This is a genomic window from Pseudomonas sp. S150 (genome assembly GCF_004526365.1).
Taxonomy (GTDB): domain Bacteria; phylum Pseudomonadota; class Gammaproteobacteria; order Pseudomonadales; family Pseudomonadaceae; genus Aquipseudomonas; species Aquipseudomonas putida_A.
Window position 1 is genome coordinate 5,988,329 of record NZ_CP038207.1, and the last position, 18,407, is coordinate 6,006,735.

Below are 18,407 nucleotides of genomic sequence, written 5' to 3' on the forward strand. Positions count from 1 at the left end.
GCCTAATTGCCCGGATCCCGCTATGCGCCCACTCGCTTCTCTTGCACCCCTTGCCCTGACCCTGATGCTCACCGCGTGCGGCGACGGCGAATCGCTGTTGCCCCCGGATGCACGGCTGCCGGACGGCGGACGCTATCGCGGCGAACTGGTCAACGGCTTGCTGCAAGGCCAGGGCCGGGTCGACTACCCCAACGGCAGTTGGTACGCCGGGCAGTTCGACAAGGGCCAATGGCATGGCCAGGGCGAGTGGCACGGCAGCAACGGCGAAGTCTATCGCGGTCAGTTTCAGCAGGGGCTGTTCGATGGCCAGGGCAGCCTGACCACCAACGCCAGCAGTTACACCGGCGGTTTCAAGCAGGGCCGCCGCGATGGCGAAGGCACCCTCAAGGAAAACGCCATGACCTACCGTGGCGAGTTCAAGGCTGACCAGTATTCCGGGCTGGGCCGTCTGGAAATGGACGACGGCAGCTCCTATCAGGGCCAGTTCGCGCACGGCAAACCCAACGGCGAAGGCCAGCGCGGCGACTCTAGCGGCAATACCTTCAGCGGCCATTTCGTCAACGGCCAGCTCGAAGGCAATGGCACCTTCAACAGCGCCGATGGCGACATCTATGTCGGCGGCTTCAAGAACAGCCAGCTGCACGGCAAGGGCCGCTACGAGAACGCCGACGGCGACGTGTGGCTCGGCCAGTTCAAGGAAGGCGCGCTGACCGGCAAGGGCGAATTGATCGGCGCCGACGGCAGCCACTACATCGGCTACTTCAACGACTGGCGCTTCAGCGGTCAGGGCCGTTTGAACCTGTCTGACGGCAGCTTCTACATCGGCGGGTTCGACGGCGACAGCTACGCCGGACGCGGCACCCTGGTGCTGACTGACGGCACCGTGCTCAGCGGTACCTGGATCAACGGCCAGCGCGTACGTGACGCCGACGGCAAGCTGTTGCCCGACACCCTCGAACTCGGCCTTCTGGCCCAGGGCCGCCTACTCGATAACGCGCTGGCCGCCGTGCCCGCCTCGACGCCGGCAGTCGAGCTGTACACCCTGACCCTCGGTGGCGACGGCAAGCAAAGCGTGTTCCTGCGCGAGTCCGACTACGTCGCCAACATGCTCACCACACGTTTCGGTGCCTACGGCCAGATTCGTCTGGTCAACCACCGCGACCACCTCGTCGACCGGCCGATGGCCACTCGCGAGAACCTGCGCCGCGCCGCGCAGACTTTGGCTGAACGCAGCGGCCCGGAAGACCTGGTGTTCATCTACCTGACCAGCCACGGCACCGCCGAACACGAGCTGGTGCTCGATCAGCCGCGCATGGAGCTGGCCGATCTGCCCGCCGACGAACTCGCCGCCGTGCTCGCGCCACTGAAAAATCGCGACAAGGTGATCGTGATTTCATCGTGCTATTCCGGCGGTTTCATCCCCGCGCTGAAAGATGAGCGCACACTGATAATGACCGCCTCGCGTGCCGATCGCGTGTCGTTCGGTTGCTCGGAAGAAGCCAACTTCACCTACTTCGGCGACGCCCTGTTCGCTCAGGCCCTGAACCAGACCGACGATCTAGAGCAGGCTTTCAAACTGGCCAAGGCCACCGTCGCCGAGCGCGAACTGGCGGATAACTTCGAAGCCTCGGAGCCACAGATCTGGGCACCGAAAACCGTGCTGGCACACTGGCAACTGCTGCGTAAACAGCAGGCCAGAAAAGCGTTGCAGAGTGCTGCATTGAACGACGGAGCAACAAACAGCAACTAAGCTGAACAGTATCAAGGGAGAAACACTATGTACTTGACGCCTCAGCACGTATTGCTTGCCGGAGCCACCGGACTGACCGGTGAACATCTGCTCGACCGTTTGCTCAACGAGCCGACGATCACCCGCGTGCTCGCCCCGTCCCGTCGTCCATTGGCGGAGCATCCGCACCTGGAAAACCCGGTGGGCGACCCACAAGCGTTTCTGCCGCAACTCAGTGGTCGCGTCGATATCGCCTATTGCTGCCTCGGCACCACGATCAAAAAGGCCGGTTCCGAAGCCGCTTTCCGCGCGGTGGATCTGGACATGGTCGTGGCCTTCGCCAAACGCGCACGAGAGATGGGCGCGCGGCACTTGATCGTGATCAGTGCGCTGGGCGCCGATCCGAAATCGTCGATTTTCTACAACCGTGTCAAAGGCGAGATGGAGCAGGCATTGCGCGCACAGGACTGGCCGCAGCTGACCATCTGCCGACCATCGCTATTGCTGGGAGATCGCACCGAGCCGCGCTTGGGCGAACAACTGGCGGCGCCGTTCTCCAAACTGATTCCCGGCAAATATCGCGGCATCGAAGCCTGCCAACTGGCCCGGGCGATGTGGCGCCTGGCGCTGGAAGAACAGGATGGGGTGCGGATCGTCGAGTCGGATGAGCTGCGAAAGCTCGGCAAGTAAACACCGTACTTTGTGGCGAGGGGATTTATCCCCGATCGGCTGCGCAGCAGTCGTCGTTTTTCAGATTTTGGGGGCGCTGCGCACCCCATCGGGGATAAATCCCCTCGCCACACTCCCCTACAATCCGCCAGTCGCCTGAAACCCCACGCCAATCACGGTCAGCAACGACAACGGCAACAACAGCGTATCGAGCAACGCACTCGCCGGCAGGTCCACTCCCGGATAACTCGGCGCTTCAGCCCCGAAGCGATCCATCGCGCAGCACCCGCCATTCATCGCGTACAAATCCAGGCGTGTCCCGGAATACACCACCGGCGCCCCCGGCTTGGCCGCATCCAGCGTGCGCGCGGTGGCGCAGCCGGCCAGTTGCAGCGCCAGCGCAATCATCAACAGCTTATTCATCGCTGCTCAGATGATGCTCGCCCCAACGCGGCAGCATGTCCTGTGGAATGCCCAGCAGATTGAGAATCCGCGCCACGACGAAATCGATCAGGTCGTCGATGGTCTGCGGCTGGTGATAGAAGCCCGGCGAGGCCGGCAGGATGGTCACGCCCATGTTCGACAACTTGAGCATGTGCTCCAGATGAATGCTCGAATACGGTGCCTCGCGCGGCACCAGAATCAACTGGCGCCGCTCCTTCAAGGTGACGTCCGCCGCGCGCTCGATCAGGTTGTTGCACGCGCCCGTGGCAATCGCCGACAAGGTACCCGTGGAACACGGCACCACCACCATCGCCGCTGGTGCGCCGGAGCCCGAGGCCACCGGCGACATCCAGTCTTCCTTGCCGTACACGCGAATCTGCCCGGCGGCGGCCCCGGTGTATTCGGTAAGGAACGCCTGCATCATCTGCGGCTTGGGCGGCAGCGTGACATCGGTCTCGGTGGCCATCACCAGTTGCGCAGCCTTGGAGATCAGGAAGTGCACTTCACGATCTTCGCGCACCAGACAATCGAGCAGGCGCAATCCGTACTGCGCGCCGGACGCGCCGGTCATCGCCAGCGTGATGCGTTCCGGACCGCCGCTCTGGGAAAAAGTGTTCATTGCAGCGCCTCGGCGAGCTTGCCGTGCAGACCGCCGAAGCCGCCGTTGCTCATGATCACCACGTGGGTGCCGGGCTGGGCCTGGCTCTTCACGCGTTCGATGATGCCTTCCAGCGAGTCGCTGACAATCGACGGCACGCTGCACAGTGCGGCAGTGGCGCCCAGATCCCAACCGAGGTTGGCCGGGGCGTACCAGATCACCTGATCGGCATCGACTACGCTGTCCGGCAGACCGTCACGGTGCGCGCCGAGCTTCATCGAGTTGGAGCGCGGCTCGATGATCGCGATCAGCGGTGCGTCGCCGATGCGCTTGCGCAAGCCATCGAGGGTGGTGGCGATCGCCGTTGGGTGGTGGGCGAAGTCGTCGTAGATGGTGATGCCGCGTACTTCCGCAACTTTCTCCATCCGGCGTTTGACGTTCTTGAATGCGCTCAAGCCGGCGATGCCCATCGACGGCACCACACCGACATGCCGCGCCGCAGCCAGCGCAGCCAAGGCGTTGGCGACGTTGTGCTGACCGGTCAACTCCCATTCGACCGTGCCCTGGGACACGCCTTCGAACATTACTTCGAACGCCGAGCCATCGTCTTTGAGCAACTTGACCTGCCACTGACCGCCGACGCCGGTGGTCTGCACCGGGGTCCAGCAGCCCATTTCGATCACGCGCTGCAAGGCCGGTTCGGTGGTCGGGTGGATCACCAGACCTTCGCTCGGAATAGTCCGCACCAAGTGGTGGAACTGCCGCTCGATCGCCGGCAGATCGGGGAAGATGTCGGCGTGATCGAACTCAAGGTTGTTGAGGATCGCGGTGCGCGGGCGGTAGTGGACGAACTTCGAACGCTTGTCGAAAAACGCGCTGTCGTACTCGTCGGCCTCGATCACGAAGAACGGCGTGCCGCCCAGACGTGCGGACACCGAGAAGTTCTGCGGCACGCCGCCGATCAGGAACCCCGGGCTCATCCCGGCATGTTCCAGCACCCAGGCGAGCATGCTGCTGGTGGTGGTCTTGCCGTGCGTACCGGCGACTGCCAGCACCCAGCGCCCTTGCAGCACGTGATCGGCCAGCCACTGCGGGCCGGAGACGTACGGCAGGCCTTTGTTCAGCACATATTCCACCGCCGGGTTGCCGCGGGACATGGCGTTGCCGATCACCACCAGATCCGGCGCCGGATCGAGCTGGGCCGGGTCGTAGCCCTGGGTCAACTGAATGCCCTGGGCCTCAAGCTGCGTGCTCATCGGCGGATAGACGTTGGCGTCGGAGCCGGTCACGTGATGGCCCAGCTCTTTGGCCAGAACCGCCATCGAGCCCATGAAAGTCCCGCAGATACCCAGAATATGAATGTGCATAGTCGACCTCGTAAAACATGGCCGCAGGTTAGCGTAGGGTGGGGAAAATCGCACCTGGTGTTTCGCCTGCGCCGACGCCTTCGCGAGCAAGCCCGCTCCCACAAGGTTGGCGCTGATCCTGTGGGAGCGGGCTTGCTCGCGAATGGCGCGACGCGGTTTAACGGGAGATCGCGTGCTTACGAAGCTTTCTATAGAGGGTATTGCGGCTGACCCCGAGCTGCTGCGCGGTCTGGGTCATATGCCAGCGCGTTTGCTCCAGCACATCGAGCAACGCCAGACGTTCAGCGTCTTCCAGCGGATGCTCGGACTCAACCGACTTCAGCTCCAGCGTTGGCCGCCCCTGCCGAATCATCGCCGGCAAATCCTCCAGCCCGATTCGCCCTTCGTCACACAATGCCGCCAATGTGCGCAAGACATTGCGCAACTGCCGAACGTTGCCCGGCCAGGTGAAGGCCAGCAACGCCTGGCGCGCCGGTTCGTCGATCACGATTGTCTCGCCGCCGGCCTCCTCGGCCAGCAGGAAATCCAGCAACTGCGACTTGTCGCTGCGCTCACGCAACGCCGGCAACGCGACCTCCAGGCCATTGAGCCGGTAATACAGATCTTCGCGGAAGCTGCCGCCTTCGACCCGCTCCAGCAGATTACGGTGCGTGGCGCTGATGATCCGCACGTTGACCGCCTCCGGCTCGCCGCCAATCGGCACCACCTGCCGGTCTTCCAGCACTCGCAACAACCGGGTTTGCAGCGCCAACGGCATGTCACCGATCTCATCGAGAAACAGCGTGCCGCCATCGGCCTGCTGCAGCTTGCCGCGCATGCCGTCCTTGCGCGCGCCGGTGAAACTGCCGCCGCGATAACCGAACAGCTCGCTCTCGATCAGGCTTTCCGGGATCGCCGCGCAGTTGAGGGCGACGAAGGCTTTGTTGGCGCGCTGGCTGGCGTGATGCACAGCCTTGGCGAATGCTTCCTTGCCGGAGCCGGTTTCACCGTTGATCAGCAGCGGCACGTCGCGTTCGAACACCCGCAGCGCCTTGCGGAAATCCGCTTGCAGCGCCGCGTCGCCGAGGCAAATGCCCGCCAGCGCTTGCGGCTTGGCCACGACCGGAGCCGGCAGGATCGGCGCCGGCTTGCGCGATTCGCCACGCAGCAAGGCAAACAGATGCCGTCCGTCGCGGGTGCGCAGCGGCCAACTGGCGCTGGCATTGGCGCTGGCCCGACCGAGCAACTCGTCCAGCGAACAATCGAAAAATGCTTCCACCGGTTTGCCGAGCAAACCACCGCGAATATGCCCGAGCAGGTTCAGCGCGCTCTGGTTGACCGCGCTGATCCGCCCTTCCCCGTCAAACGCCAGCAGCCCTTCGCTGAACAAGCCGACGGATTCGGCCTGCAAGTGAAAACGCAGCAGCCACTGGTTATCGAAGCAGCGCAGGAAATAGCAGCTCTCGATCATCTTCGCCGACAGATTGACCAGCGCCATGGTGTGGAACTGGCTCTGCCGCGAAACGTCGTGGCGCGCCGAGGACACGTCGAGCACCGCCAGCAGTTCGCCGTGCGGGTCGAACACCGGGCTCGCCGAGCAGGTCAGGCCGGTGTGGCGGCCGCGAAAGTGTTCGTCCTGATGGATGGTCAGTGCCTGGCGCTCGACCAGGCAGGTGCCGATGCCGTTGGTGCCTTCGCAGGCTTCGCTCCAGTCGGCGCCGAGCCAGAGGCCGGCACGTTCGAATATTTTGCGCTCGGCAGGTGCGGTGACGCAGTTGAGGATCACCCCGCGCGCGTCGGTCAACAGCACCGCATGACCGGCGCCCGACAGTTGTTGATGCAGGCTGCTCATTTCATTGCCGGCGATCTGCAACACCTGTTGCAGGCGTTCGCGGCTTTCAAGCACGCGCCCGTGTTCGAGCACGGTGGGCGCCATGGTCAGGGCCGGGTCGAGGTGATAGTCCTCAAGACAGCGCAGCCACGAGCGGGCAATCGACGGATCGGCACCGGGCCCGTGCAGGTGCGGCTTGCCCTGACTGACGGTGAGAACCTGCTGGGCATGGCGACTCAAATGGTTATCGTGCATTTCTTATTATTCTCCCCGAGATCAGTGCCGCCTCTTTATTGGCTGGCACATACCTTGTGGTGAGGGGATTTATCCCCGATGGGTTGCGAAGCAGCCCCAATCAAACCAACGTGGCTTCTTAGATTCACCGCGTACACCGGATTTACGACTGCTGCGCAGCCGATCGGGGCGGTGCGACGTTTCGCTAAATCCCCTCGCCACAAGGGGTGCATCTGGGCGATTGGCAGTCAGCATCCTCCAGCCATCGGCGCATTGCAATGCTGGCAAGACCAGCCGGTCACTGGCTGTGCCAAAAGCGGTACAAACTGTCACCCCCTCTGTACCGAAACCATCACAGGCGCCGCCCGCCCGTCCGACAAAAAATACGCAAAGCCTTGATTTGCCTGCCCTGCACGGCAGTGGCCCGACCTTTGCTCTACGCTTATAGCAAGCGCACTTGCGCGTTTCTCTAATAAGTACAAAGCCAAGGAGAACAAATCATGCGTTACGCTCACCCCGGTACTGAAGGCGCCAAAGTCTCGTTCAAGAGCAAGTACGGTAACTACATCGGCGGCGAGTTCGTCGCGCCTGTCAAAGGTCAGTACTTCACCAACACCTCGCCAGTGAATGGCCAACCGATTGCCGAATTTCCTCGCTCCACTGCCGAAGACATCGACAAGGCACTGGACGCCGCCCACGCCGCTGCCGATGCGTGGGGCGCGACCTCCGTGCAGGCGCGCTCGCTGATCCTGCTGAAAATCGCCGACCGCATCGAACAGAACCTCGAACTGCTGGCGATCACCGAAACCTGGGACAACGGCAAAGCCATCCGCGAAACCCTCAACGCCGACATCCCGCTGGCAGCCGACCATTTCCGCTACTTCGCCGGTTGCCTACGCGCCCAGGAAGGCAGCGCTGCCGAAATCGACGGCAACACCGTGGCCTATCACATCCATGAACCGCTGGGCGTGGTCGGCCAGATCATCCCGTGGAACTTCCCGCTGCTGATGGCCGCGTGGAAACTCGCCCCGGCACTCGCCGCCGGCAACTGCGTGGTACTCAAGCCTGCCGAGCAAACCCCGCTGGGCATCTGCGTGCTGATGGAGCTGATCGGTGATCTGCTGCCACCGGGCGTGCTCAACGTGGTGCAAGGTTTCGGCAAAGAAGCCGGCGAAGCCCTGGCCACCAGCAAACGCATCGCCAAGATCGCCTTCACCGGCTCGACCCCGGTCGGCTCGCACATCATGAAATGCGCCGCCGAGAACATCATTCCATCGACCGTGGAACTGGGCGGCAAGTCGCCGAACATCTTCTTCGAAGACATCATGCAGGCCGAACCGACCTTCATCGAAAAAGCTGCCGAAGGCCTGGTGCTGGCGTTCTTCAACCAGGGCGAAGTCTGCACCTGCCCGTCCCGCGCGCTGGTGCAGGAGTCGATCTACGACGAATTCATGCAAGTGGTGATGAAGAAAGTCCTGCAAATCAAACGTGGCGATCCGCTGGACACCGACACCATGGTTGGCGCGCAGGCGTCCGAGCAGCAATTCGACAAGATTCTTTCGTACCTGGAAATCGCCAAGGGTGAAGGCGCCGAGCTGCTGACCGGCGGCAAGGTGGAAAAACTCGAGGGCAATCTGGCGACCGGCTATTACATCCAGCCAACCCTGCTCAAGGGCACCAACAAAATGCGCGTGTTCCAGGAAGAAATCTTCGGCCCGGTGGTGAGCATCACCACCTTCAAGGACGAAGCCGAAGCCCTGGCGATCGCCAACGACACCGAGTTCGGCCTCGGTGCCGGCCTGTGGACCCGCGACATCAACCGCGCCTACCGCATGGGCCGCGCGATCAAGGCCGGTCGTGTGTGGACCAACTGCTACCACCTGTACCCGGCGCACGCCGCGTTCGGCGGGTACAAGAAGTCCGGCGTCGGCCGTGAAACCCACAAGATGATGCTCGATCACTATCAGCAGACCAAAAACCTGCTGGTGAGCTACGACATCAATCCGTTGGGTTTCTTCTAAAACCCGGGGCGATACAGATATTTCTGTGTCGCCTGTTCAACCGCCTTCGCGAGCAAGCTCGCTCCCACAGGGATCTGAATTCGATCTCAATAATGGGTTCACCACATAAACCTGTGGGAGCTGGCTTGCCAGCGATGGCGTCCTAAATGACACGACACAAGGCCTGGCCGCTCTGGCACGGCCCTTGCGTACCCGTCATTCAGGTTTTGCACAAAAACTGCCGCTGCGTGAACAGCATCCATCCACCTCAACCGCTGCACCCGAAAGTCCAACAGATCGAACAATAAAAAACAGAGAGGACTTATGACTTCCACCACACAGCTCAAACCCACACTCGGCACCCTGCATTTGTGGGGTATTGCCGTCGGCCTGGTGATTTCCGGCGAATACTTCGGCTGGAGTTACGGCTGGGGCACCGCGGGCACCCTCGGATTTCTGGTCACGGCGCTGATGGTCGCGACCATGTACACCTGCTTCATCTTCAGCTTCACCGAACTGACCACCGCGATCCCCCACGCGGGCGGGCCGTTTGCCTATAGCCGCCGGGCGTTCGGCGAAAAAGGCGGACTGATCGCCGGCATCGCCACGCTGATCGAATTCGTCTTCGCCCCACCGGCGATCGCCATGGCCATCGGCGCCTACCTCAACGTGCAGTACCCGGAGCTTGATCCGAAGGTGGCAGCGGTCGGCGCGTATTTCGTGTTCATGACCCTGAACATCCTCGGCGTCAGCATCGCCGCGACTTTTGAGCTGGTGGTCACCGTGCTGGCGGTCGCCGAATTACTGGTGTTCATGGGCGTGGTCGCGCCGGGCTTCAGCTTCAGCAACTTCGTGCTCAACGGCTGGTCGGGTGCCAACGAGTTCACCCTGGGCTCGATCCCCGGAATCTTTGCCGCGATCCCGTTTGCGATCTGGTTTTTCCTTGCCATCGAAGGCGCGGCCATGGCCGCCGAAGAAGCCAAGGACCCGAAACGCACGATTCCCAAGGCTTATGTCAGCGGCATTCTGACCCTGGTGTTCCTTGCCATCGGCGTGATGGTGATGGCCGGCGGCGTCGGCGACTGGCGTCAACTGTCGAACATCAATGATCCGCTGCCACAGGCAATGAAAGCGGTGGTCGGCAATAACTCATCGTGGATGCACATGCTGGTGTGGATCGGCCTGTTCGGCCTGGTGGCGAGTTTCCACGGGATCATCCTCGGTTACTCACGACAGTTCTTCGCCCTGGCCCGCGCCGGTTATCTACCGAAAAGCCTGGCCAAACTGTCGCGCTTCCAGACCCCGCACCGGGCGATTCTGGCCGGTGGCGTGATCGGCATCGCGGCGATCTACAGCGATGGACTGGTCAATCTGCAAGGCATGACCCTGACTGCAGCGATGATCACCATGTCGGTGTTCGGCGCGATCGTGATGTACATCATCAGCATGCTCAGCCTGTTCAAACTGCGCAAAACCGAACCGAACCTGGAACGCACCTTCCGCGCCCCGGGCTATCCGGTGGTGCCAGCAATTGCGCTGTTTCTGGCGGTGGTGTGCCTGGTGGCGATGGCGTGGTTCAACACGCTGATCGGCTGTGTGTTCCTTGGCTTCATGGCCGCTGGTTATCTGTACTTCCAGCTCACCGCCAAGCAACGCGCCGAAGCCCCGGCAGACGCTATGCTCGAAGGTATCTAGTTGCACCGGCACCGGGCCTGTCGCCCGGTGCCCGCTATATAGAAGTGCATGAAGGTCCCCTGTGGGAGCGGGCTTGCTCGCGAAGGCGTCGTGTCATCCAACAACGATGTCGTCTGACACGACGCCTTCGCGAGCAAGCCCGCTCCCACAGGGAGACCGAGTTACCCACAGAATCAGGAGGACACCGCCCCATGGCCGCATTTGCCCATTCCGTCGGCGCCCAGACCTACCGCTTCGACAGCCTCAAGGACGTCATGGCCAAGGCCAGCCCGGCGCGCTCCGGTGACTTTCTGGCCGGCGTTGCCGCGCTCAATGACGGCGAACGCGTGGCTGCACAAATGGCGCTGGCCGACATCCCGCTCACGCATTTTCTGCAGGAAGCGCTGATTCCCTACGAAGCCGATGAAGTCACCCGACTGATCATCGACACCCACGACAAACAAGCCTTCGCCGTGGTCAGCCACCTCACCGTCGGTGGTTTCCGCGACTGGCTGCTCAGCGATGCGGCGGACGAAACCAGCCTGCGCGCCCTCGCCCCCGGCCTGACCCCGGAAATGGTCGCCGCCGTGTCGAAGATCATGCGCGTGCAGGATCTGGTGCTGGTGGCGCAGAAGATCCGCGTGGTCACAAAATTTCGCGGCACCCTCGGCCTGCGCGGGCGCTTGTCGACCCGGCTGCAACCGAACCATCCGACCGACGAGCCGTCCGGCATCGCCGCGAGCATTCTCGACGGTCTGCTGTACGGCAATGGCGACGCGATGATCGGGATCAACCCGGCCACCGACAGCATCGCCTCGATCTGCGCGATGCTGGAGATGCTCGACGCGATCATTCAGCGCTATGACATCCCGACCCAGGCTTGCGTGCTGACCCACGTCACCACCTCGATCGAGGCGATCAACCGGGGGGTGCCGCTGGATCTGGTGTTCCAGTCGATTGCCGGCACCGAAGCGGCCAACGCCAGTTTCGGCATCAACCTCAATGTATTGCAGGAAGGCTATGACGCGGGGCTGAGCCTGAAGCGCGGCACCCTCGGGCAGAACCTGATGTATTTCGAAACCGGTCAGGGCAGCGCGCTGTCGGCCAACGCCCACCACGGTGTCGACCAGCAGACCTGCGAAACCCGGGCCTATGCCGTGGCGCGGCACTTCAAGCCGTTTCTGGTGAATACCGTGGTCGGCTTCATCGGCCCGGAATACCTCTATAACGGCAAACAGATCATCCGCGCTGGCCTCGAGGACCATTTCTGCGGCAAGTTGCTCGGCGTGCCGATGGGCTGCGACATCTGCTACACCAACCATGCCGAAGCCGATCAGGACGACATGGACACCCTGCTGACCCTGCTCGGTGTGGCCGGGATCAACTTCATCATGGGCATCCCCGGCTCCGACGACATCATGCTCAACTACCAGACCACCTCGTTTCACGACGCGCTCTACGCGCGCCAGACCCTGGGCCTGAAGCCGGCGCCGGAGTTCGAGCAATGGCTGGCGAACATGGGCATCTTCACCCAGGCGGACGGCAAGGTTCGCTTTGGCAACAACCTGCCGCCGGCCTTCCGCCAGGCGCTGGCGCAACTGGGATGAGTGTTATGGAAAAACCGCCTGTCGACCCGCAAAACCCATGGCTGGAACTGCGCCGCCTGACCCCGGCGCGCATCGCCCTCGGCCGCACCGGCACCAGCCTGCCGACCAGCGCCCAGCTGGATTTCCAGTTCGCCCACGCTCAGGCACGGGATGCGGTGCATCTGCCGTTCGATCATGCCGGGCTCAGCGCGCAACTGAGCGAGCGCGGGCGCGAGACCTTGTTGCTTCAAAGCGCCGCGACTGATCGCAACAGCTACCTGCAACGCCCGGATCTGGGGCGCAAGCTCAGCGACACCTCGGCGCAGAGCCTGCGGGATTACGCGCAGGCCAACCCCGGCGGGGTCGATCTGGCGATTGTGGTGGCGGACGGCCTGTCGGCACTGGCGGTGCATCGGCATACCCTGCCGTTTCTGACCCGCCTGGAGGAGCAGATGAGCGCCGACGGCTGGTCGCTTGCCCCGGTAGTGCTGGTGGAACAGGGCCGCGTCGCCATCGGTGACGAGATCGGTCAGTTGCTGGGTGCAAAAATGGTCGTGATGCTGATCGGAGAGCGTCCGGGCCTCAGCTCGCCCGACAGCCTCGGTTTATATTTCACCTACAATCCAAAAGTCGGGCTGACCGATGCCTACCGCAATTGCATCTCCAACGTGCGGCTTGAGGGCTTGAGCTACGGCATGGCGGCGCATCGCCTGCTGTATCTGATGCGCGAGGCCTGCCGGCGGCAGCTGTCGGGGGTCAATCTGAAGGACGAAGCACAGGTGCAGACGCTGGAGTCGGACGCCGGTGCGGACATGAAGGGAAACTTCCTACTCGATCCGCCCACAACCTGAACCGTTTCCGCATTGCGTTTCTGCGCTGCTTTCAGGCAGGATCGATGCACGGCCGCAGGGTTTCCCATCGCCGTCAGAGCAGTTGAAGACAGCCACTTGAAGACGAGACCTATCATGCGGATTATTCAAGCGACCCTCGAACACCTGGATTTGCTGACCCCGTTGTTCGTCAAATATCGCGAGTTCTACGGTTCCCTGCCCTACCCGGATTCCTCCCGCGCGTTTCTCGAAAAACGTCTGCGTCGCAAGGAGTCGGTGATTTATCTGGCCCTGGCCGATGATGACGACGAGAAGCTCATGGGTTTCTGCCAGCTGTATCCAAGCTTTTCCTCGCTGTCGCTCAAGCGCGTGTGGATCCTCAACGACATCTATGTCGCCGAAGACGCCCGCCGCCAACTGGTGGCCGACAACCTGATCCGCACCGCGAAGAAAATGGCCAAGGAAACCCAGGCTGTGCGCATGCGCGTTTCCACCAGCAGCAACAACGAGGTGGCGCAGAAAACCTACGAATCCATTGGCTTCAAGGAAGACACCGAGTTCAAGAACTACGTGCTGCCGATCAGCGACGAGCTCTAGCACTCATCAAGGGCCTGTTGTGGCGAGGGAGCTTGCTCCCGCCGGGCTGCGAAGCGGCCCCACCTCAGTCATCTCAACAGGTCAGGCAAATCAAGGCTTGGGAGTGCTTCGCCCTCCAGCGGGAGCAAGCTCCCTCGCCACACCAACCTTGCCGCCACCATCAATGCCTGCCTGACATTTGTTCACACCCCGACATCCCTCGCTACAAAACCAACGCGCTTTTCACCTCTCAGACCGTATAATCCCGAGCTTTCCGGCTTGTAAGAAAAACTACACCTCGCTGTAGGCTTACACCCGAATCATCCGCACAGGCCTGCCGAGTCGGGCCGTCACCACAGGTGCCCCCATGGATTTCAACCCGCTCGACCTTATCCTGCATCTCGATGTGTACCTCGATTTGCTGGTCACCAACTACGGGCCGTGGATCTACGCGATTCTGTTCGCTGTCATCTTCTGTGAAACCGGTCTGGTGGTGATGCCGTTCCTGCCGGGTGATTCGCTGTTGTTCATCGCCGGTGCCGTGGCGGCGGGCGGTGGCATGGATCCGGTGCTGTTGGGCGGGCTGCTGATGCTCGCGGCGATCCTCGGCGACAGCACCAACTATGTGATCGGCCGAACGGCGGGCGAAAAACTCTTCAGCAACCCGAACTCGAAAATCTTCCGTCGCGACTACCTGCAAAAAACCCACGATTTCTACGACAAGCACGGCGGCAAAACCGTGACCCTGGCGCGCTTCCTGCCGATCATCCGTACATTTGCCCCGTTCGTCGCCGGCGTCGGGAAAATGCCCTACCCGCGTTTCTTCGCGTTCAGCGTGTTCGGCACCATCCTCTGGGTCGGCGGCCTGGTGACCCTGGGTTACTTCTTCGGCAACGTGCCGTTCATCAAGAAGAACCTGTCGTTGCTGGTGGTTGGCATCATCCTGCTGTCGCTGGTGCCGATGATCATCGGCGTGGTGCGCAGCCGTTTCGGCGGCGCGAAAGCCGAAACCCACTGATCCGATGTGGTCACTGAGCGCCTGGCGTCGCCGGCGCATTCTGGCCAGGCACCCGATTGCCGACGACCTGTGGCAACGGGTGCGCCATCACCTGAGCTTTCTCGACGGCATCAGCGCCGCCGAAGACCAATGGTTGCGTGAAGCCAGCGTGCTGTTTCTCGAAGAAAAACACCTGACCGCCCTGCCCGGTGTCGAACTGCATCAGGAACAACGCCTGCTGCTCGCCGCCCAGGCCCAGTTGCCGTTGCTCAATCTGGGCGATTTGAACTGGTATCAGGGCTTCCACGAAATCGTCCTCTACCCCGACGACTTCCTCAGCCCGCAACGGCATCGCGATGCCAGCGGCGTCGAGCACGAGTGGGACGGCGAGCACAGCGGCGAAGCCTGGCAACAGGGGCCGATCATCCTCGCCTGGCCGGGGGTGATGGCCAGTGGTGGCTGGGAAGGCTACAACCTGGTGATCCACGAACTGGCGCACAAGCTCGACATGCTCAACGGCGACGCCAACGGCCTGCCGCCGCTGCACGCCGACATGCGCGTCAGCGACTGGGCCGAGGTCATGCAACACGCCTACGATGACCTCAACCGCCAGCTCGACCGCAATCCCGATGCCGAAACCGCCATCGACCCGTACGCCGCGGAAAACCCGGCGGAGTTCTTTGCGGTCACCAGCGAATACTTCTTCAGCGCTCCGGATCTGCTGCACGCGGCTTATCCACAGGTCTACTTGCAACTGCAGCTTTTCTACCGGCAGGATCCGTTGGGCAGGCTGCGGCAACTTCAGGCCACAGACCCGGTCTATCAGGCGCACGAGTAAGCGCTGCACGACTTCTGGTACGTGGCGTCGACGTAGGAATATGCCTATAATCGCCGCCACTTTTTGGTCAATCCGGCCAAGTGTTTTTGGTCAACTACGGGGGCAACGCCCAATGAGCTACAGCAAGATTCCGGCTGGCAAAGACCTGCCGAACGACATCTACGTCGCGATCGAGATCCCGGCCAACCACGCGCCGATCAAATACGAAATCGACAAAGACAGCGATTGCCTGTTCGTTGACCGTTTCATGGCCACCCCAATGTTCTACCCGGCCAACTACGGTTACATCCCGAACACCCTGGCTGACGACGGTGATCCCCTCGACGTGCTGGTTGTGACCCCTTACCCGGTTGCTCCAGGCTCGGTGATCCGCGCGCGTCCAGTCGGCATCCTGAACATGACCGACGACGGCGGCGGCGATGCCAAAGTCATCGCAGTCCCACACGACAAGCTGTCCCAGCTGTACGTCGACGTGAAGGAATACACCGACCTGCCACCGCTGCTGATCCAGCAGATCGAGCACTTCTTCGCGAACTACAAAGATCTCGAAAAAGGCAAGTGGGTCAAGATCGAAGGCTGGGCTGGCGCTGATGCCGCTCGCGACGCGATCACCAAGTCGGTTGCTGCCTACAAGGGCTAAGCGCCGGCTGGCTGCATGATGCTTGAAGAAAACCCCGGTTGATCCGGGGTTTTTTGTGCCTGAGAAACGCCGCTTTAAACAGTGTGTTTATCGCGGACTACAGAAAAGTTTCGAAGTGAGTGATTTCCCACAAGCACGCCTTACATCCAGTCGCAAAATACAGGCTTTTTTTGAACAGCCGGTTTATTCAAACCGCTCTGGCACGGCCGTAGACTCGGTGTTTATGAGAAAGAACACTAGCGGTCCAAGATTCAAGGCACTCCTGGAAGCAGCGAACATCACCACCACGGGATTCGCAAAGTTCTGGGGCACGGAAGCCCAAAACATTCATAACTGGTACACCCGGGGCGTCCCGGCGTATCGCATGGAGGAAGTCTCACGCCTGCTCTCGGTCAACAGCGAGTGGCTGAAAACCGGCGAAGGCAGCAAAGAGTCACCCCGCCTGCAAACGCCTGCCAGCAACGGCGACACCTTCGACGCGCAGTCCGTCAACGGCGTCTATTCCATCATCAACCCCAACGACATCGAACTGCCGTTTTTCAAGGAAACACCTCTCAGCGCCGGCGCCGACAAAACCCACGTCATCCTCGACCCCGAGCAGACCGTCCGCCTGCCCCGGGCCCATCTCGCCCAACTGGAAATCCGCCCAAGCGACGCCATCTGCGCGCACATGATCGGCAACAGCATGGCCGAGCGCATCGAAGACGGCTCCATCGTCGGCATCGACCGCGGCCTGACCCAGGTGGTCGACGGCGAAATCTACGCCATCGAACACGACGGCATGCTGCGCATCAAATACCTGCACCGCATGCCCGGCAACGCCCTGCGCCTGCGCAGCCACAACAGCGCCGAATACCCGGACGAAATCTTCCGCGCAGCGCAGATCGATGAGCAGCGCATACACATTCTGGGCTGGGTATTCTGGTGGTCGACCCTGGGTAAACGCCGGCCGGTGGTGCCGTTTCTCTGATCTGATACGGATCTTCGATCCTGCACCAACCCCTGTGGGAGCGAGCCTGCTCGCGAAGAGGCCCCGAAAATCAGTACAAATTACGAATTTTGCCCCCCGCGGTGGCTCTATTCCGCAGTTGAGGCTGGGAATCCCCAACAAAACTCAGTATCCTGCGCCCCACATTTGCGCATCGCCCCGCTCCCGCGGCCCAGATGACGCCTGACGCGGTAGACCAACGTCTGACCAAGTCCCACAGCCGGACGCAGATCCGGGTGTACGTTTTGAAGGCTGACGCGGTTTACCAAAAATAAACCAAGCCAGTCCCCGAGAAGCCGGCCACAAGCCGGCTTTTTAATGCCTGCTAAAAAATATCCTATTCGGCCTTTCGGCATATAAATGAGCCGAGACACGGCGACTTACGCTTTTACCGCACCAGCGCTAACTCGCGAAGGCATCCTCAGCGAGCGTTAATTTATACTCGCCCGCCAGTCAGTTAAAAAACACCCATCAGCACAGGGATGCGCCCATGTCCGTTCCAACCTACGATCAGTTCATTGAGCCGATCCTGCGTTTTCTCGCTACAAAGCCCGAGGGCGCTATTGCTCGGGACGCGCACGAAGCAGCAGCGAAAATGCTGCAACTGACCGAAGCACAGCGCGAAGAACTGATCGCCAGTGGCCAAGCTACCTACAAGAACCGATCAGGTTGGGCGCACGATCGTCTCAAGCGTGCAGGCCTTTCCAGCAGTGCCAAACGCGGTTATTGGAAGTTGACTGATGCAGGCCTGCAGTACGCCAAGGAGCATGCATTTCCACTGTCGGCCAAGGATGTGGAGCATTTAGCAATCGGTTACATGAATGTGAAGCTGAAGGTCGCGCCTGATGCCGAGCCACTGGATGACCAACCAAATGTAGAGCCAGATTTGGCCTCCGCCACCGAAAGCCCCGACGACCGACTGGAGCGAGCGCTAAAAGAATTGCGCGATGCCACGGCGGCCGACCTTTTGGATAACTTGCTGCAAGTCAGCCCCAACCGCTTCGAAGTGATCGTGCTGGATGTGCTTCATCGCCTGGGTTACGGCGCCAGTCGTAATGATCTGCAACGTGTCGGCGGTTCCGGTGATGCCGGCATCGACGGCATTATCTCGCTCGATAAATTGGGGCTGGAAAAGGTTTACGTTCAGGCCAAGCGCTGGCAGAACACGGTTGGCCGGCCTGAACTGCAGGCGTTCTACGGAGCGCTCGCTGGGCAAAAAGCCAAGCGTGGCGTTTTCATCACTACGTCCGGCTTCACAGCGCACGCTGTCGACTTTGCCAAATCGGTGGACGGTATTGTGTTGGTAGACGGCACGCGGCTGGTGCATCTGATGATGGATCATGAGGTGGGCGTGACATCCCGTTTGTTACGGTTGCCAACGCTGGATCGCGATTATTTTGATGAGGAATGAGTTCAGTGGTGAGTCA

At 61.5% G+C, this 18,407-nt stretch carries 16 protein-coding genes and 1 pseudogene; 12 read left to right on the top strand and 5 right to left on the bottom strand.

All coding sequences use genetic code 11. The features are described from left to right. The first annotated feature begins 22 nt into the window (after positions 1 to 22). Together E3Z29_RS27830 and E3Z29_RS27835 are read left to right on the top strand one after the other, a co-directional pair. Positions 23 to 1,750, top strand: a complete 1,728-nt coding sequence (locus tag E3Z29_RS27830) for a C13 family peptidase (protein WP_134787413.1) — start codon at positions 23 to 25, stop codon at positions 1,748 to 1,750. A 27-nt stretch (positions 1,751 to 1,777) separates the two neighbouring features. Further along, the gene (locus E3Z29_RS27835; protein WP_134787414.1) at positions 1,778 to 2,419 is read left to right on the top strand and encodes an oxidoreductase; all 642 of its coding nucleotides are present in this window, start codon (positions 1,778 to 1,780) and stop codon (positions 2,417 to 2,419) included. A gap of 117 nt (positions 2,420 to 2,536) precedes the next feature. Here the strand turns inward: E3Z29_RS27835 and E3Z29_RS27840 are convergent, their stop codons facing one another. The 4 genes from E3Z29_RS27840 to E3Z29_RS27855 all read right to left on the bottom strand — a co-directional run bounded on the left by E3Z29_RS27840 (position 2,537) and on the right by E3Z29_RS27855 (position 6,872). Continuing rightward, positions 2,537 to 2,821 (bottom strand): YceK/YidQ family lipoprotein, encoded by a 285-nt coding sequence (locus E3Z29_RS27840; RefSeq protein WP_096796309.1) that lies wholly within the window; start codon positions 2,819 to 2,821, stop codon positions 2,537 to 2,539. Next, the gene (gene ubiX / locus E3Z29_RS27845) at positions 2,814 to 3,461 is read right to left on the bottom strand and encodes a flavin prenyltransferase UbiX (protein WP_134787415.1); all 648 of its coding nucleotides are present in this window, start codon (positions 3,459 to 3,461) and stop codon (positions 2,814 to 2,816) included. The genes E3Z29_RS27840 and ubiX overlap by 8 nt, the downstream gene beginning before the upstream one ends. Further along, positions 3,458 to 4,807 carry a UDP-N-acetylmuramate:L-alanyl-gamma-D-glutamyl-meso-diaminopimelate ligase gene (gene mpl, locus E3Z29_RS27850; RefSeq protein ID WP_096796310.1) on the bottom strand — a complete coding sequence of 450 codons (1,350 nt, stop codon included), beginning with the start codon at positions 4,805 to 4,807 and terminating at the stop codon, positions 3,458 to 3,460. Before mpl ends, ubiX begins: the two co-directional genes overlap by 4 nt. Before the next feature lie 157 nt (positions 4,808 to 4,964). After that, entirely contained in the window at positions 4,965 to 6,872 is a 1,908-nt protein-coding gene (locus E3Z29_RS27855) for a sigma-54-dependent Fis family transcriptional regulator (RefSeq protein WP_134787416.1), read from the bottom strand. 479 nt (positions 6,873 to 7,351) lie between these two features. On the opposite strand from E3Z29_RS27855, the gene E3Z29_RS27860 reads away from it, so the two are divergent. Next, entirely contained in the window at positions 7,352 to 8,872 is a 1,521-nt protein-coding gene (locus tag E3Z29_RS27860) for an aldehyde dehydrogenase family protein (protein WP_025108675.1), read from the top strand. A 303-nt stretch (positions 8,873 to 9,175) separates the two neighbouring features. Next, positions 9,176 to 10,546, top strand: coding sequence for an ethanolamine permease (gene eat, locus E3Z29_RS27865; protein WP_098965792.1), 1,371 nt, complete (start codon positions 9,176 to 9,178; stop codon positions 10,544 to 10,546). 59 nt (positions 10,547 to 10,605) lie between these two features. On the opposite strand, the pseudogene E3Z29_RS30095 reads toward eat, so the two are convergent. Then, a pseudogene (locus tag E3Z29_RS30095) lies at positions 10,606 to 10,695 on the bottom strand (DUF4381 domain-containing protein); the annotation flags it as partial. A 42-nt stretch (positions 10,696 to 10,737) separates the two neighbouring features. Between E3Z29_RS30095 and E3Z29_RS27875 the strand changes: the two are divergent. From E3Z29_RS27875 to E3Z29_RS27910, 8 genes are all read left to right on the top strand, one after another. Continuing rightward, positions 10,738 to 12,132: an ethanolamine ammonia-lyase subunit EutB gene (locus tag E3Z29_RS27875; RefSeq protein ID WP_096796313.1), complete on the top strand. Its 1,395-nt coding sequence runs from the start codon at positions 10,738 to 10,740 to the stop codon at positions 12,130 to 12,132. Between the two features lie 5 nt (positions 12,133 to 12,137). Continuing rightward, positions 12,138 to 12,962 carry an ethanolamine ammonia-lyase subunit EutC gene (eutC, locus tag E3Z29_RS27880; RefSeq protein WP_134787417.1) on the top strand — a complete coding sequence of 275 codons (825 nt, stop codon included), beginning with the start codon at positions 12,138 to 12,140 and terminating at the stop codon, positions 12,960 to 12,962. A 114-nt stretch (positions 12,963 to 13,076) separates the two neighbouring features. Next, positions 13,077 to 13,538: an N-acetyltransferase gene (locus E3Z29_RS27885; protein ID WP_134787418.1), complete on the top strand. Its 462-nt coding sequence runs from the start codon at positions 13,077 to 13,079 to the stop codon at positions 13,536 to 13,538. Positions 13,539 to 13,884: 346 nt separating this feature from the next. Then, on the top strand, positions 13,885 to 14,535 hold the full coding sequence (locus E3Z29_RS27890; protein WP_003228594.1) for a DedA family protein: 651 nt from the start codon (positions 13,885 to 13,887) through the stop codon (positions 14,533 to 14,535). Between the two features lie 4 nt (positions 14,536 to 14,539). Beyond that, a complete protein-coding gene (locus E3Z29_RS27895; protein WP_027612913.1) occupies positions 14,540 to 15,352 on the top strand; it encodes a zinc-dependent peptidase in 813 nt (270 codons plus the stop codon). Positions 15,353 to 15,464: 112 nt separating this feature from the next. After that, on the top strand, positions 15,465 to 15,992 hold the full coding sequence (gene ppa, locus E3Z29_RS27900) for an inorganic diphosphatase (protein ID WP_008052339.1): 528 nt from the start codon (positions 15,465 to 15,467) through the stop codon (positions 15,990 to 15,992). 223 nt (positions 15,993 to 16,215) lie between these two features. Further along, positions 16,216 to 16,962, top strand: coding sequence for a helix-turn-helix transcriptional regulator (locus tag E3Z29_RS27905; protein WP_027612915.1), 747 nt, complete (start codon positions 16,216 to 16,218; stop codon positions 16,960 to 16,962). Between the two features lie 508 nt (positions 16,963 to 17,470). Next, positions 17,471 to 18,391 (top strand): restriction endonuclease, encoded by a 921-nt coding sequence (locus E3Z29_RS27910; protein ID WP_098965795.1) that lies wholly within the window; start codon positions 17,471 to 17,473, stop codon positions 18,389 to 18,391. Positions 18,392 to 18,407: the final 16 nt, after the last annotated feature.